10 protein-coding genes are annotated in these 14182 nt (G+C 74.2%); 5 read left to right on the top strand and 5 right to left on the bottom strand.

All coding sequences use genetic code 11. The features are described from left to right. Nucleotides 1–6 precede the first annotated feature (6 nt). The 3 genes from KBY32_RS31185 to KBY32_RS31195 all read right to left on the bottom strand — a co-directional run bounded on the left by KBY32_RS31185 (nt 7) and on the right by KBY32_RS31195 (nt 5781). A complete protein-coding gene (locus tag KBY32_RS31185; protein ID WP_210982445.1) occupies nt 7–1563 on the bottom strand; it encodes a DUF5719 family protein in 1557 nt (518 codons plus the stop codon). Next, entirely contained in the window at nt 1560–5261 is a 3702-nt protein-coding gene (locus KBY32_RS31190) for a glycosyltransferase (protein WP_210982446.1), read from the bottom strand. Before KBY32_RS31190 ends, KBY32_RS31185 begins: the two co-directional genes overlap by 4 nt. A 256-nt stretch (nt 5262–5517) precedes the next feature. Beyond that, nucleotides 5518–5781 carry a WhiB family transcriptional regulator gene (locus KBY32_RS31195; protein ID WP_003975777.1) on the bottom strand — a complete coding sequence of 88 codons (264 nt, stop codon included), beginning with the start codon at nt 5779–5781 and terminating at the stop codon, nt 5518–5520. Nucleotides 5782–6430: 649 nt separating this feature from the next. On the opposite strand from KBY32_RS31195, the gene KBY32_RS31200 reads away from it, so the two are divergent. The 4 genes from KBY32_RS31200 (at nt 6431) to KBY32_RS31215 (ending at nt 10332) form a co-directional block, all read left to right on the top strand. Further along, nucleotides 6431–6952, top strand: a complete 522-nt coding sequence (locus KBY32_RS31200; RefSeq protein WP_210982447.1) for a cysteine dioxygenase family protein — start codon at nt 6431–6433, stop codon at nt 6950–6952. A 33-nt stretch (nt 6953–6985) separates the two neighbouring features. Further along, the gene (gene cofD, locus KBY32_RS31205) at nt 6986–7945 is read left to right on the top strand and encodes a 2-phospho-L-lactate transferase (RefSeq protein WP_115508397.1); all 960 of its coding nucleotides are present in this window, start codon (nt 6986–6988) and stop codon (nt 7943–7945) included. Then, nucleotides 7942–9252, top strand: coding sequence for a coenzyme F420-0:L-glutamate ligase (locus KBY32_RS31210; protein WP_210982448.1), 1311 nt, complete (start codon nt 7942–7944; stop codon nt 9250–9252). The genes cofD and KBY32_RS31210 overlap by 4 nt, the downstream gene beginning before the upstream one ends. Before the next feature lie 78 nt (nt 9253–9330). Further along, entirely contained in the window at nt 9331–10332 is a 1002-nt protein-coding gene (locus KBY32_RS31215) for a DNA-3-methyladenine glycosylase (RefSeq protein WP_210982449.1), read from the top strand. A 33-nt stretch (nt 10333–10365) separates the two neighbouring features. Here the strand turns inward: KBY32_RS31215 and KBY32_RS31220 are convergent, their stop codons facing one another. Next, complete coding sequence (locus KBY32_RS31220; protein ID WP_055624268.1) at nt 10366–11448, bottom strand: sugar phosphate nucleotidyltransferase; 1083 nt, start codon at nt 11446–11448, stop codon at nt 10366–10368. A gap of 246 nt (nt 11449–11694) precedes the next feature. Then, nucleotides 11695–13251, bottom strand: coding sequence for a peptidoglycan recognition protein (locus KBY32_RS31225; RefSeq protein WP_210982450.1), 1557 nt, complete (start codon nt 13249–13251; stop codon nt 11695–11697). Nucleotides 13252–13390: 139 nt separating this feature from the next. Between KBY32_RS31225 and KBY32_RS31230 the strand changes: the two genes are divergently transcribed. Continuing rightward, on the top strand, nt 13391–14146 hold the full coding sequence (locus KBY32_RS31230) for a TIGR03089 family protein (RefSeq protein ID WP_115508393.1): 756 nt from the start codon (nt 13391–13393) through the stop codon (nt 14144–14146). Nucleotides 14147–14182: the final 36 nt, after the last annotated feature.

Genomic DNA, 14182 nt, shown 5'->3' on the forward strand with positions numbered 1-14182 from the left:
CGCCCCCTACTGCTGCAGCACCGAGAGGTCCTGGTCGGCCTTCGGCACGGCCACCGTCCCGCGGTCGTCGGGCAGGGTCTGCACCGTGAAGGCGGAGACACCGTCCTGCGCGTCCGTGATCGTCCGGGCGCCGTGGACCTCGCCGCCCGACACCGACTCCACCGTCAGCGCGTACGTGCCCTTCAGGCCGCTCGGCACCGGTGCCTCGACCTGCTGGGTCGTACCGGCCTTGATCGTGAACGACTTCGTGGCCGGAGTGCCGCCCTCGCTGCCCGCGGACGCGGTGACCTTGACCTCCGCCGCGCCGAACGGCGCCGTCAGCGACAGCGTCGTGCCCTTCGCGCGGTTGTCCACGACGGTCGCCCGGGTGCCGACCGGCCGGGTCGCCGGTATGAACGCCGTCTCCTGCCCGGCGCCCTTGCCGCGCACCACGCGCACCGCGGCGACCACCGGCACCGAGCGGCCCGTCGGGGTCAGCACCAGCGAGCCCGGCTCGCCGCGCATGACGTCGCCGAGGTCGACGGCGCCGGTCATGCCCGCCTTCAGATGCAGCGTCTCGTTCCCGGCCGGGGTGATCTGGCCGGTGGGCGAGGCGAGGCGCACCGTCAGGTCCGCGTCGGCGTCACCCGGTGCGAACGCGATCAGCCGCACCGCCGTGGCGTCCTTCGGGATGCCGGGAATCACGAGGCTTCCCGCCGGGTCGACGGACGCGCCCAGCCAGTCGCCGCCGAGCTTGTCGTCCAGCGCCTGCACCGAGGCGCCGACCCGGCCGCTGCGCACGCTGACGTGCACGGTGACGTTGTCCAGCTTCTCGGTGGTGAGCGTGGACAGCAGCACCGGGTCGTCGGAGTGCGGCGCGACCGTGATCCCCTCGCCGGTGGTCGTCTCCAGGGCGCCGTCCCTGCCGTACAGCTCGATGTCGACGACGGCGGCCGAGTCGTCCGGGTTCACCAGGTGCACGTAGTCGGTGCGGTCGGCGGCGGTGCTGGCGCCGGGGAACCAGAAGTCGGTGTCCGGGGCCGTGCAGGCGGCGCCGAGCAGACCGCGGCCGGTGCCCGCGGCGACCTCGGTGGTCTGCTGCACGGTCCAGCCGGGGGCGAACTTCCCGTCGGCGGTCCCGACGAGCGCCGGGGAGTCCGATCCGGAGACGTCCTCGGCGAGGGGCTTGCCGGGCTCCTTGGCGGTCAGGAAGGCCTTGGCTTCCTTCTCGCCCTTGCCGTCCTTGTCGCCCTTGCCCGAGGCCTTGCCGGTCTTGCCGTCCTTGCCACCCTTGCCGTCCTTCGCGTCCTCGCCGTCCGTCGACTCCGTGACGGCCGGGCGCAGTTCGGCCTTGCCGTCGCTGCCGGTGCCCTTGGTGACGGGTGTGAACGAGGTGTACGTCGTCTCCGCCAGGTCCGAGACGCTCGGCGTCGGGCAGGTCAGACTCGTGCGCTCCACCGGGAGTTCGGCGGCCGTGGCCGTGGTGTCCGGAGCGGACGTGTCCGGGGAGGTGACGGCCGCGAACCCGGTGACGGCGGCGAGGGCGGTGGCACCGGCGATCAGGGACAGGGTCGTGCGGTTCACTGCTGGCTCCCGTCGGAACGTCCGCTGCCGTGCGGGTCCTGCCGCGCCGGGTCGTACGCGGGGTCGTAGCCCTGCTGGTAGGTCTGGTCGTAGGAGGCGTCGTAGGCCCCGGTCTGGTCCTGCCCGCCGTAGGTGTACGGGTCGTACTGGCCGCCCTGGTACGGGTCGGCCTGGTACGTCTGGTCGTAGCCGCCGCCCGTGTACTGCTGGGCGTCCTGGTACTGCTCGCCCTGGTAGCCGCCGTACTCGGGGCTCTGGTAGCCGGGGGTGTCCCACTCGCCGTAGGAGCCCTGCTGCGGGATGTCCGCCGGGGCGGCCGGGGGCTGTGGGGGCGCGGGCGGGAAGCCGTCGTCCTCGGGTGCCTGCGTCTCCGGGGTGTCCGTGCCCTGACCGGCCGCCTCGGCTTCGGCCTCCGCCTGGGCGCGCAGCCGGCGGGCCCGCCGGCCCTCGCCGGCCATGGCCTCGGCGGGGACGGGCTGCTCCTCGGGCAGGTCGTCGTCGATGTCGCGGCGGCGGCCCGGGAGGGCCATGACGACGAGGACGACGGCCAGGAAGCCCTGCGCCCAGAGCCAGAGGGTGTGGGTGAAGGGGTCGTCGTAGGTGACGTCGAGCCGGCCGCCGGAGGCGGGCAGTTCGAAGCCCTGCGCCCAGCCGTCGACCGTCGTCGGGGTGAGCGGCGCGCCGTCCAGAGTGGCCGTCCAGCCGTCGTCGGCGGTGTCGGCGAGCCGCAGGACGCGGCCGTCCGCGCCGGACCCGATCGTGGTGTGGATGTCCACGGGGCCCGCGGCGACGGGCTGCGGAGCGGCGGACGCGGCACCGGACCCGGCGACGATCGCCGCGCGGGACACCTCCCGGTCGATCCGCCACAGCGCGCTGCCCTTCTGCTCGCTGAGCCGCGACAGACCGGGCGTGGCGTCCAGCACGCGCGCGACCTCGCGCGGGGCGCCCTTGCGGACGAGGACGTAGCGGACCGCGAACGAGCCGAGCTGGTCGGCCTGGTCGGCGCCGGAGCCGGCCACGAGGTTCGCGACGATCTTGTCCAGCCGGGTGTTCTCCCCGTCGGCCAGGGCGAGTTCGGCGTCGCCCAGGCGGGCGCCGGAGCCGCGGACCAGCACATAGCCGACGCGGGCCGGGGAGTCGCTGTCGAGGACGAGGGTGCGGGCCTGGTCGCTGGTGCGACTCTCCTCGGCGACGAACGCGGGCACCTGCACGGGGTTGCGGCGCTCCACAGGACCGTCGGCGCCGCGGATCATCCAGCCGGCGGCGAGCAGGAACGGGCCCGCCGCGGCGGCGAAGGCGACCAGCGCGGCGACCGGCTGGCGCCAGCCGAAGCTCTGCTCCGCCACGCGGGCGCGTGCCCCGTCGGCGCCGAGCAGGGCGGCGGCCAGCAGCGCGAGGCCGTAGACGAGGGTCGCGGGCCCGGCCCAGGCCGAGCGGTTGGACAGGACCGCGAAGACGAGGCCCAGCAGGGCGACCGCCCACGCCGTCCTGATCCCCAGCTGACGCTCGGAGCGCAGCAGGGCGGCCAGCGCGGCCAGGACGATGCCGACGAGCATGAGCCCGTCGACGGTGCCGGGGCCGCCGGGGCTGGCGTTGAGCAGGTCGAGGGCGGACGCGGCCGAGGCGCCGTAGTCCAGGCCGGCCTCCTGGAAGAAGCCGAACGGCAGCAGCGTCAGCGACCAGGGGGCGAGCACCAGCAGGGGGACGCCGAGCTGGGCGAGGAAGCGCAGGCCGTACGCGGTGATGTCGGTGCGCCGCAGCGCCAGCAGGGCGATGCCGAGGACCAGCGCGATCGGCCACACGATCGGCGTGAAGGCGGTGGTGACGGTGAGCAGCAGGGCGTAGGCCCAGGTGGCGCGCCAGCTGCCGCGGGTGCCGGAGGCGTTCGCCAGGCCGCTGGCCGCGATGCCGGCGCGTGCGATCAGCGGCAGCAGCACGGCGAGGACGGCGGTGCCGATCCGGCCGCCGGCGAGGGCCCCGGTGGCGGCGGGCAGGAAGGCGTAGACGACGGCCGCCCACGCGCGCAGCAGACGGGACTCGACGAGCGGGCGGGACGCGAAGTACGCGCTGAGCCCGGCCAGCGGCACCGAGCCGACGAGCAGCACGGTGACGGCGAGCCCGGTGGAGCCGAGCAGCAGGGAGGCGAGGGTCGCGACGATCGCGAGGTACGGCGGCGCGGACGCGGTGCCGCCGGCGCCCACGGGGTGCCAGGCGTCCACATAGTGCGACCACAGCTCGCCGACGTCGGCCGGGGCGGGCAGCAGCGCGCCGCCCGCGAGGGCGCCGCCGCCGAGGAGCTCCCGGCAGGCGATCAGCGAGACGAGCAGCAGGACAAGAAAGAGCACCGGGGCGGGCTTGCGGGCGACGCGCTTGAGGCGCGCGAACTGCTCGATCTCCAGGAAGTCGGCGTCGTCGCCGCCGGGCCCGGACTCGATCGCGCTGCCGTGCCGGCCCGCGCCGGAGGCCACTTCGGGGTCGGAGCGGCCGACGAGGCTGCTCGCGGCCTGCTCGACGGTGGCGCGCACGGTGGCCCCGGGCGGCGGGAACAGCGCGCGCAGCTCGCCCTTGTCGATGACGGGGGCACCGCGCCGGCGGCGGCCTGCGATGATCCGCTCGGGGCGCAGCAGGGTGCCCATGAGGCCGCGGATCTCGTCGAGGGCCTGGCCGGGGACCTTGCCGACGAGGTAGGCGAGGGTGCGCAGGACGGTGCCGACGACGAGGCGCAGCAGCACCCAGGGCAGCGCGGCGCTGCGGGTGTTGACGAGCAGGGTGTAGACGGCGCCGGCCTTGTCGACCTTGTGCGGGGAGGCGGCGGTGCGGCCCACGCAGTCGACGGCGCGGCGCTCGCGGGAGGCGGCCTCGGCGTGCCGGACGACGGCCTCGGGGGCGACGAGGACGCGGTGGCCGGCGGCGGTGGCGCGCCAGCACAGGTCGACGTCGTCACGCATCAGGGGCAGGTGGCGGTCGAAGCCGCCGAGCTCCTCGAAGACGTCGCGGCGGACCAGCATGCCGGCGGTGGAGACGGACAGGACCGGGCGCACATGGTCGTGCTGCCCCTGGTCCTGCTCGCGGCGGTCCAGACCGGTCCAGCGGCGGCCGGAGTTGGCGATGGTGACGCCGACCTCCAGGAGCGCGCGGCGGTCGTACCAGCCGCGCAGCTTGGGGCCGACCACGGCGATGTCGTCGCCGCGGCCCAGCTCGTGTTCGTTCTCCACGACGCGGAGCAGCTGGGCGAGGGCGTCGGGCTCGGGGGCGCTGTCGTCGTGCAGGAGCCACAGCCACTGCACCGGCTCCCCGTGGGGCAGTTCGGGCAGGTCGTAGGCGTCGTCGCGCCAGGTGCGGGTGACGGGGTCCCAGCCGCTCGGGCGCTTGAGATAGGTGAGCTCGTCCGGGGTGAGGACGGGAGCCGTGCGGTTGGCCTCCTCGACGGCCTGGCCGAAGCCGGTGCGCCGGGCGAGGTGCAGGACGCGGTCGTCGCCGAGGGCGTCGGTGAGCAGCTGCGCGGACTGGTCGGCGCTGCCGGTGTCCGCCGCTACGGCGAACTGCACCGGGCGCTCCTGGCTCAGCAGCCCGGCGAGCGCGTCGGGCAGCCAGCGGGCGCCGTCGTGGGAGACGAGGACCGCGGTCACCACATGACGCGGGAACTCAGGTGTGGCAGCGGCGTCGTGCTGCGCCGCCGTGTGGCTGTGCACGGACATCGAGGTACAGGCCCCGGTTCGATGGACTGCGGTGGACGCCTGTGTCCCCGGGGGACAGCGGGACGTCTCGGACGAGCGCCCACACTACTGGCTGGGCATCACAGCGGCCCGCCGCCTGTGGACAACCCACCCGCGACGGGCCGTTCGAGATCTGTTCGAGACGTTGGGAGATGCGGAGGTACGGACGGATTCGCCCTCGCGCGCCCCGCCGCGCGGTCCCGCGGCGGGTGGTGACGGCCGGGCCGTCGGCGGTCCGTCAGACGGCGGCCTTCTTCAGCCGGCGCCGCTCGCGCTCGGACAGGCCGCCCCAGATGCCGAACCGCTCGTCGTTGGCGAGGGCGTACTCGAGGCACTCGGAGCGGACCTCGCAGGCGAGGCAGACCTTCTTGGCCTCCCGGGTCGAGCCGCCCTTCTCGGGGAAGAAGGACTCGGGGTCGGTCTGGGCGCACAGCGCGCGCTCCTGCCAGCCGAGCTCCTCGTCCGCGTCGTCGACCAGCAGTTGCTGCACCAGCTCGGTCATGTGCGCCCCTCGTCCGTCTTTCGCGTCCCCGTGATGTAGCCGTTACCGATTTCGGCTGAACGACACGAGTGAAATTACAAGTGTGCTGCTCCGGGCGAGTCAAGCCGAGATCTGCTATTGGGCCCCTTATTCACTCTGCGGAACCAAGGCCTAGCGGAAAGTGTTCAAATCGTCCTAAACCTTGACAACCGGACAGAGCCCGAACGGGAGCGCACTCCCGCGCAAGGCCTGTACGGAACAAGACGCCCAGTCGTTCGATCTCGTTGCACACGCGCGCGGATGCGAACCGGATCACAGTCCGATCACAGGATCACAACGACGCCCGTGCGCCCGGATGTGCGCCATGTGTCCCGGCAACCCCGTGCACAAACCTTTCGCCAGACAGATGAACCGGATGGGGTGAAAGCTGTGCCACATCACCGGGCGTCGAGTTGACAGGCATACGTATGAACCGCTGTCCTTGTGGGCATGCTCGCGAATCCGGCACTCACCTCGACCCGCACCGCCGGGTCCCTCGGTGCCGCCCGCGCGTTCTGTAGCTGTTGCTGTCCCAGCTGTTGAGCCTCTTCCGCTCCGGCTGAAGGCCGCGTCGTCCCCGGCGCGGCTGCCGTTCCCTCTGACCTTCTTCACTGAGGAACCACCGCACCCCATGAACAGCGACAGCGACCTCCAGATCGCCGGCGACATCCTCGAAGTCCCGCACCTCCTCCAGGCCCCGCGCGAGCACCCGTCCACCGTGGCGGAGTTCGTCGGCCTGGCCCGCTCCCTCGCCGTCGACCGGTCGCAGTGGGAGCACCTCGTCCAGTACGACGCGACGACCCGCTGGTACCACCGGCTGCGCACCGGACCCGGCTACGAGGTGTGGCTGCTGTCCTGGGTGCCCGGACAGGGCAGCGGCCCGCACGACCACGGCCCGTCCTCCGGCGTGCTGACGGTGCTGGACGGCACCCTGACCGAGCACACCGAGCGCGGCACGCGCGTCCTGCGCCCCGGCGACGAGCGGGTCTTCGCGCCCGGCTACACCCACGACGTGGTCAACGACGCGCTGGAGCCCGCGGTCAGCCTGCACGTCTACTACCCGGGCCTCACCGAGATGCCGATGGTCCCCCGCTCCCAGCTGCGCGCCGCCCCGGCGCCCGCGGCCTGCGAGGCGCGCCCGGTGTCCGCCTGACGCGTTGTCGTACCCGCCTGCCAGACTTGGGCCATGCGCATTGTGGTTCTGGCAGGCGGCATCGGCGGTGCCCGGTTCCTGCGTGGTCTGAAGCGGGCCGCGCCGGACGCGGACATCACGGTCATCGGCAACACCGGGGACGACATCCACCTCTTCGGGCTGAAGGTCTGCCCGGACCTCGACACGGTGATGTACACGCTCGGCGGCGGCATCAACGAGGAGCAGGGCTGGGGCCGGGCCGACGAGACCTTCCATCTGAAGGAGGAGCTCGCCGCCTACGGGGTGGGCCCGGAGTGGTTCGGCCTCGGCGACCGGGACTTCGCCACGCACATCGTGCGGACGCAGATGATCGGCGCCGGGTACCCGCTCAGCGCGGTGACGCAGGCGCTGTGCGACCGCTGGCAGCCCGGGGTGCGGCTGATCCCCATGACCGACGACCGCGTCGAGACGCATGTCGCCGTCGAGATCGACGGCGAGCGCAAGGCCGTCCACTTCCAGGAGTACTGGGTGCGGCTGCGCGCCTCGGTGCCCGCCGAGGCGATCGTCCCGGTCGGCGCCGAGCAGGCGAAGCCCGCGCCGGGTGTCCTGGAGGCGATCGCGCAGGCGGACGTCGTCCTGTTCCCGCCGTCCAACCCCGTCGTCTCGGTCGGCACGATCCTGGCCGTGCCCGGCATCCGCGAGGCCATCGCCGACGCGGGCGTGCCGGTCGTGGGGCTCTCCCCCATCGTCGGCGGCGCGCCCGTGCGCGGGATGGCCGACAAGGTGCTCGCGGCGGTCGGCGTGGAGTCGACGGCCGCGGCGGTCGCCGAGCACTACGGCTCGGGGCTGCTGGACGGCTGGCTCGTCGACACCGTGGACGCGGAGGCCGTGGAGCGGGTCGAGGCGGCCGGGATCCGCTGCCGGGCCGTCCCGCTGATGATGACCGACCCGGACGCCGCCGCGCAGATGGCCCGCGAGGCGCTGGCGCTGGCGGAGGAGGTGCGGGGCGCGTGAGCGGGCCGTCCGCCGAGGGGTACCGCGTCTGGGCCGTGCCGGGCTTGCCCGAGGTCCGGCCGGGCGACGACCTCGCCAAGCTGATCGCCGCCGCAGAGCCCGGGCTCGTCGACGGGGACGTCCTGCTGGTCACCTCGAAGATCGTGTCCAAGGCCGAGGGCCGGATCATCGAGGCCGCCGACCGGGAGGCCGCGATCGACGCGGAGACCGTCCGGGTCGTGGCGCGCCGCGGCCCCCTGCGCATCGTGGAGAACCGCCAGGGGCTCGTCATGGCGGCGGCCGGGGTCGACGCCTCCAACACCCGCCCCGGGACCGTACTGCTGCTGCCCGAGGACGCGGACGCCTCCGCGCGCGCGATCCGCGAAGGACTGCGCGCCACGCTCGGCGTCGACGTCGGCGTCCTCGTCACCGACACCTTCGGGCGGCCGTGGCGGACCGGGCTCACCGATGTCGCGATCGGCGCCGCCGGTGTCCGGGTGCTCGACGATCTGCGCGGCGGCCGGGACGCCCACGGCAACCCGCTGAGCGCGACCGTCGTGGCGACCGCGGACGAACTCGCCGCCGCCGGCGACCTGGTGAAGGGCAAGGCCGAGGGGCTGCCCGTCGCCGTGGTGCGCGGCCTCGCGCACACCGTGACCGAGGACGACGGCGCGGGCGCGCGGCCCCTGGTGCGCGAGGCGCGGGACGACATGTTCCGGCTCGGCACCTCGGAGGCCGTACGGGAGGCCGTCACCCAGCGCAGGACCGTGCGGGCGTTCACGGACGAGCCCGTCGACCCGGGGGCCGTGCGCCGCGCGGTCGCGGCGGCCGTCACCGCGCCGGCCCCGCACCACACGACACCGTGGCGGTTCGTGCTGCTGGAGTCGGCCGGGGCGCGCACCCGGCTGCTCGACGCCATGAAGGAGGCGTGGATCGCCGATCTGCGCCGGGACGGCAAGAGCGAGGAGTCCATCGCCAAGCGGGTGCGGCGCGGCGACGTGCTGCGCCACGCCCCCTATCTTGTGGTGCCGTGTCTCGTCATGGACGGGGCGCACAGCTACGGCGACGCGCGGCGGGACGCCGCCGAGCGGGAGATGTTCGTCGTCGCGACCGGCGCCGGCGTGCAGAACTTCCTGGTCGCCCTGGCCGGTGAGCGGCTCGGCTCGGCCTGGGTGTCGTCCACGATGTTCTGCCGGGACGTCGTGCGCGAGGTGCTCGGACTGCCGGACGACTGGGACCCGATGGGGGCCGTGGCGGTCGGGCATCCGGCGCAGGAGCCCCGGCCCCGGCCCGAGCGGGAGGCGGCGGCCTTCATCGAGGTGCGCTGACGCAGCGCGCGAAGCGCCTACGCTCGTAGGGCGCGCCCATCCTTCAGGCGCACGCCCCTTCCCCACCCCGAGGACACCGTGGCAGGACGATTCCCCCAGCGGCCCACGCGTACGACCGTGCGCGGCGGGCAGGTCGCCGTGCCCGCGGGCGTGCCGCGTCAGGCCCCGGCGCCGGGACGCGTGCGGACCTGGGTGCCGGACGGGCCGCTCGATCTCGGGCTGGTCCTGGGGCCGCTGCGGCGCGGGCCGGGCGATCCGACGTTCCGGGCGACACCGGACGGTTCGGTGTGGCGGACCGCGCTGACCCCGGCCGGGCCCGGCACGCTGCGGGTCGCCGCGCGGGGCACCGAGGTGCGCGGCGAGGCGTGGGGGCCGGGCGCCGAGTGGCTGCTGGAGCAGTTGCCGGAGATGCTGGGCGCCGCCGACGACCCGTCCGTCTTCGTGCCCCGGCACCGGGTGGTCGCGGAGGCCCGGCACCGGCGGCCGGGACTGCGGCTGACCCGCACCGGTCTGGTGATGGAGTCGCTGATCCCGTCGATCCTGGAGCAGAAGGTCACCACCGACGAGGCGTACCGGGCGTGGCGGCTGCTGGTGCGCGCGTACGGCGAACCGGCGCCCGGGCCCGCGCCCGAGCGGATGTGTGTGATGCCCCACCCGCGGACCTGGGCGCTGATCCCGTCCTGGGAGTGGCACCGGGCCGGCGTGGACAACAAGCGGGCGTCGACGGTCCTGCGGGCCGTGCGGGTCGCCGCGCGCATGGAGGAGGCGGTCCGGATGGCTCCGGCCGAGGCGCAGGCCCGGCTGGAGCTGGTGCCGGGGATCGGGCCCTGGACGTCGGCCGAGGTCGTGCAGCGCAGTCACGGCGCGGCGGACGCGGTCACCGTGGGGGACGTGCATCTGCCGGGCATCGTGGGGTTCGCGCTGGCCGGGGACCGGGACGCGGACGACGCCGCGATGCTGGAGCTGCTGGAGCCGTACGCGGGGCAGCGGCACCGGGCGGCCCGGCTGATCCTGCTGAGCGGACGGGTGCCCAAGCGGCGGGTGCCGAAGATGCCGCGGGTGGACATCGGCCGCTGGTGACGGCGGGCCGGGCCCACCGTCACCCGGCAGCCGCTACAGGTCCGGTGAGAAGCGCACCGCGCCCGCCGGGATACGGGCGTCGCACCAGATCCGCGCGCCCTCGCGCAGTTCGTTGTCCGCGCCGACCACCGCGCCGTCCCCGATGACCGTGCCGGTGAGGACCGAGCGCTCGCCCACCCGGGCGCGGGTGCCGATGAGCGAGTCGGTGATGACCGCTCCGGGCTCGATGACGGCGCCCGGCAGGATCGTGCTGCCGAAGACACGCGCCCCCTCGGCGACGAACGCGCCCTCGCCCACCACCGTGCCGCCGGTCAGCTTGGCGTCGGCGGCCACCGTGGCCGTGGGCAGGACGAGCCGGTCGCCGCAGCGGCCGGGCACCGCGGGCGACGGGGCGCGGCCGAGGACGAGGTCGGCGGAGCCGCGCACGAAGGCCGCGGGCGTGCCCAGGTCGAGCCAGTACGTGGAGTCGACCATGCCCTGGAGATGGGCGCCGGCCGACAGCAGTTCGGGGAAGGTCTCGCGCTCCACGGAGACGGGGCGGCCGGCCGGGATGGTGTCGATGACCGAGCGGCGGAACACGTAGGCGCCCGCGTTGATCTGGTCGGTGACGATCTCCTCGGGGGTCTGCGGCTTCTCCAGGAACGCCGTGACCCGGCCGGTGTCGTCGGTGGGGACGAGGCCGTACGCCCGCGGGTCCGTGACCTTCGTCAGGTGCAGGGAGACGTCGGCGCCGCTGGTCCCGTGGGTGCGGACCAGGGCGGCGATGTCCAGGCCGGTGAGGATGTCGCCGTTGAAGATGAGGACCGGGTCGTCGGGCGCGGAGCGCAGCCGGGAGGCGACGTTGCGGATCGCGCCGCCGGTGCCGAGGGGCTCCTCCTCCGTCACGTACTCCAAGTGCAGTCCGAGCGCGGAGCCGTCGCCGAAGTACGGCTCGAAGACCTCGGCCAGATAGGACGTCGCCAGCACGATGTGGTCGACGCCCGCCGCTCTCGCTCTCGCCAGCTGGTGCGTGAGGAACGGGACCCCGGCCGCCGGGACCATGGGCTTCGGCGTGTGCACGGTGAGCGGACGCAGCCGAGTGCCCTTGCCGCCGACCAGGAGGATCGCTTCTGTCACCTGTCGTCTCTGCTTCCTGCCGGGACCGGCCCGAACTGTCTTTCGGCCGGCCAGTGTATGCAGACCGTTGCGCGGTGCCCTCGACGGCAGTGCGGTGCCTCGTGTCCCGCCCCGAGGGCGGTGAACGCGACCCCATGGCCCCCCATGAGTCCCCCTTCGACCGGACGACGTCCAGGGCCCCCTGTCAGACCTCAACCGGTCCGATCGGGTTCCCTGGACGTCCTTGCCCGTCGGCTCCTCCCGTGGTCAGCGGCCCTGGTAACGGGCGGCCGTCGAACGGGCCGAGCCGAGCTTGCGGTAGAGCTGGAGCCCCGGGCACTCCGTGGAGAAGCCGTCCCGGTGACCGGAGATCACATTCAGTCGTACGTTCTTTCCCTTTCGGTAGAGATTGCCACCGCCGGACGTCAGATATGTCTTTCCGCGCGGATTGGCGCCGTAGAGGCCGAGCTTCCAGGCGGTGAGGCGGGCGACGGCCTTCAGGGCGGACTTGGACGGCTTGGTGGAGCCGTAGCTGCCGAGGACGGCGATCCCCATGCTGTTCGTGTTGAAACCACGGGTGTGGGCGCCCAGGACGGCCTTCGCGACGCCCCCGGCCCGGCCCTCGTAGATGTTTCCGCACTTGTCGACGAGGAAGTTGTAGCCGATGTCGCGCCAGCCCATGCTCACGACGTGGTAGCGGTAGATACCGCGGATGACGGAAGGGGCCTGCGCGCAGGTGTACTTGCTGCCGGTGGCCGTGTGGTGGACGAAGGCCGCCTTCACCTTGCTCGTGTAGACGAACCGGCTCTCGCGCCAGCGCTCGTTCGCGCCCCAGCCGCGCCGGGTGACGATGCGCGGCCGCGGTCCGATGTACGGCTTCGCCTTCTGGGCCGCCGTCAGTTCGCTGCCGCGCAGGGTCAGCAGCTCGCGTTCGGTCTCGGCCCGGCCGAGGGCGGGGATCTCGGCGGCGCTCAGGGCGGCGACGTCGGCGTTGACGGTGGAGCCGGCGACGGCGTCGGCGGTCTCGGGCTGCAGGGCGCCGGGCCGGGCCGCGCCGAGCGTCTCGTCCTGGGGGGCGGCCTCGCCGGGGTCGACGAGTTCGAGGCGCAGGCCGGTGGGCAGGGGGGCGGCGGCCGCGGGGGCGGCGGCCGGGGTGCCGTCGGTGGCGGTCGCGGTGCCGTCGGCGGCGGTCGCGGTGCCGTCGGCGGCGGTCGGAGTCCCGTCGGCCGGGGTCTTGTCCGGGGCGGGGTCGGCGCCGGCCGGGGCGGGTTCGGTGCCCTTAGGGGCGGTTCCGGGGCCCTCCGGGACAGGTTCGGCACCCTCCGGGACGACCCGTAGTTCGACGCCGTTCGACGCGCCGACCCAGAGGGGGGCCGTCGCGCCGCGCAGCCGCCCGTCGGCACCCTCCTCGGTGTCCGGGTCGGCCGCGTGGTCGGCGTTGTGGGTCTCCACGTCCTGCCAGCCGGACCAGACGCCGGTGGCCACCTCCCGGGTGCGGATCTGCACCCGGCCGTGGAGTTCGGCGGCCGGGTCGTCCCAGACGACGCCGACGAGGGAGAAGGGACGTACGGTCCGGCGGGTCAGCCCCTGTGCGGCGGGGCCGTCCACGGCACGGTCACGGGTGAGGGGGACGAGGGGCAGGGACTGGGTGCTGCCGGCGGTGCTCTCCCGGCGCGCCGACGGGCCGGCCGACAGGGCCGCGCTCGTGGCCGCTTCCGCACCGGTCGCCGGTCTCGCGGTCGCGGCCACGGCGGGTGGGGTGAGCGGGAGAGCGAGAGCGGCCGCACACGTGACACCGATCGAGGAAGCAAGGAATCCACGCATACCCCTGATGTTGAACATAGCCATACAAACCTGTCCATCGAGGACTTGACGGGGCGTCGGCGGGGGTTCGCCCGAACCGGTGGCCGGGCGTTGGTGCCGGTGGGGGTGCGGGCGACGGCGCCCGCGTAGGCTTGCGCGGGTGAACGCCACCGACCGCACCCCTGCCGACCTGCTGCGTTCCGCGCTCGCCGCGGATCCCGGACGTCCCCTGGTGACCTTCTACGACGACGCCACCGGGGAGCGCGTCGAATTGTCCGTGGCCACCTTCGCCAATTGGGTGTCCAAGACGGCGAACCTGCTCCAGGGCGATCTGAACGCCGGTCCGGGCGACCGGGTCACGCTGCTGCTGCCCGCGCACTGGCAGACCGCCGTGTGGCTGCTGGCCTGTTCGTCGGTGGGCGCGATCGCGGACGTGGGCGGGGACCCGGCTGCGGCCGACGTGGTGGTGAGCGGCCCGGACACGCTGGAGGCGGCGCGGGCCTGCCGGGGCGAGCGGGTGGCGCTGGCGCTGCGGCCGCTCGGCGGCCGTTTCCCGCAGCCCCCGGAGGGCTTCGCCGACTACGCGGTGGAGGTGCCGAGCCAGGGCGACCGCTTCGCGCCGTTCGCGCCGGTGGACCCCGACGAGCCGGCGCTGATCGTGGCCGGGCGGGAGTTCAGCGCCGCCGAGGTGGTGGAGCGGGCCCGCGCCGAGGCACCGGGCCTGGGGCTGACCGGACCGGGCTCGCGCATCCTGTCGACGCTGCCGTACGACACCTGGGAGGGTCTCGACGCCGGGCTGTACGCGGCGCTGGCGACGGGTGGCTCGGTCGTGCTCTGCCGCAACGCCGAATCGCTGGACGAGGAGGCGCTGGCCCGGCGGATCGAGGCGGAACGGGTGACCACCACCGCCCGCTGAGCCGGGGCCGGCCCCCGACGGCCCCGACACCAGGGG

It is taken from the genome of Streptomyces sp. RK62, assembly GCF_018070255.1.
Classification (GTDB): domain Bacteria; phylum Actinomycetota; class Actinomycetes; order Streptomycetales; family Streptomycetaceae; genus Streptomyces; species Streptomyces nigra.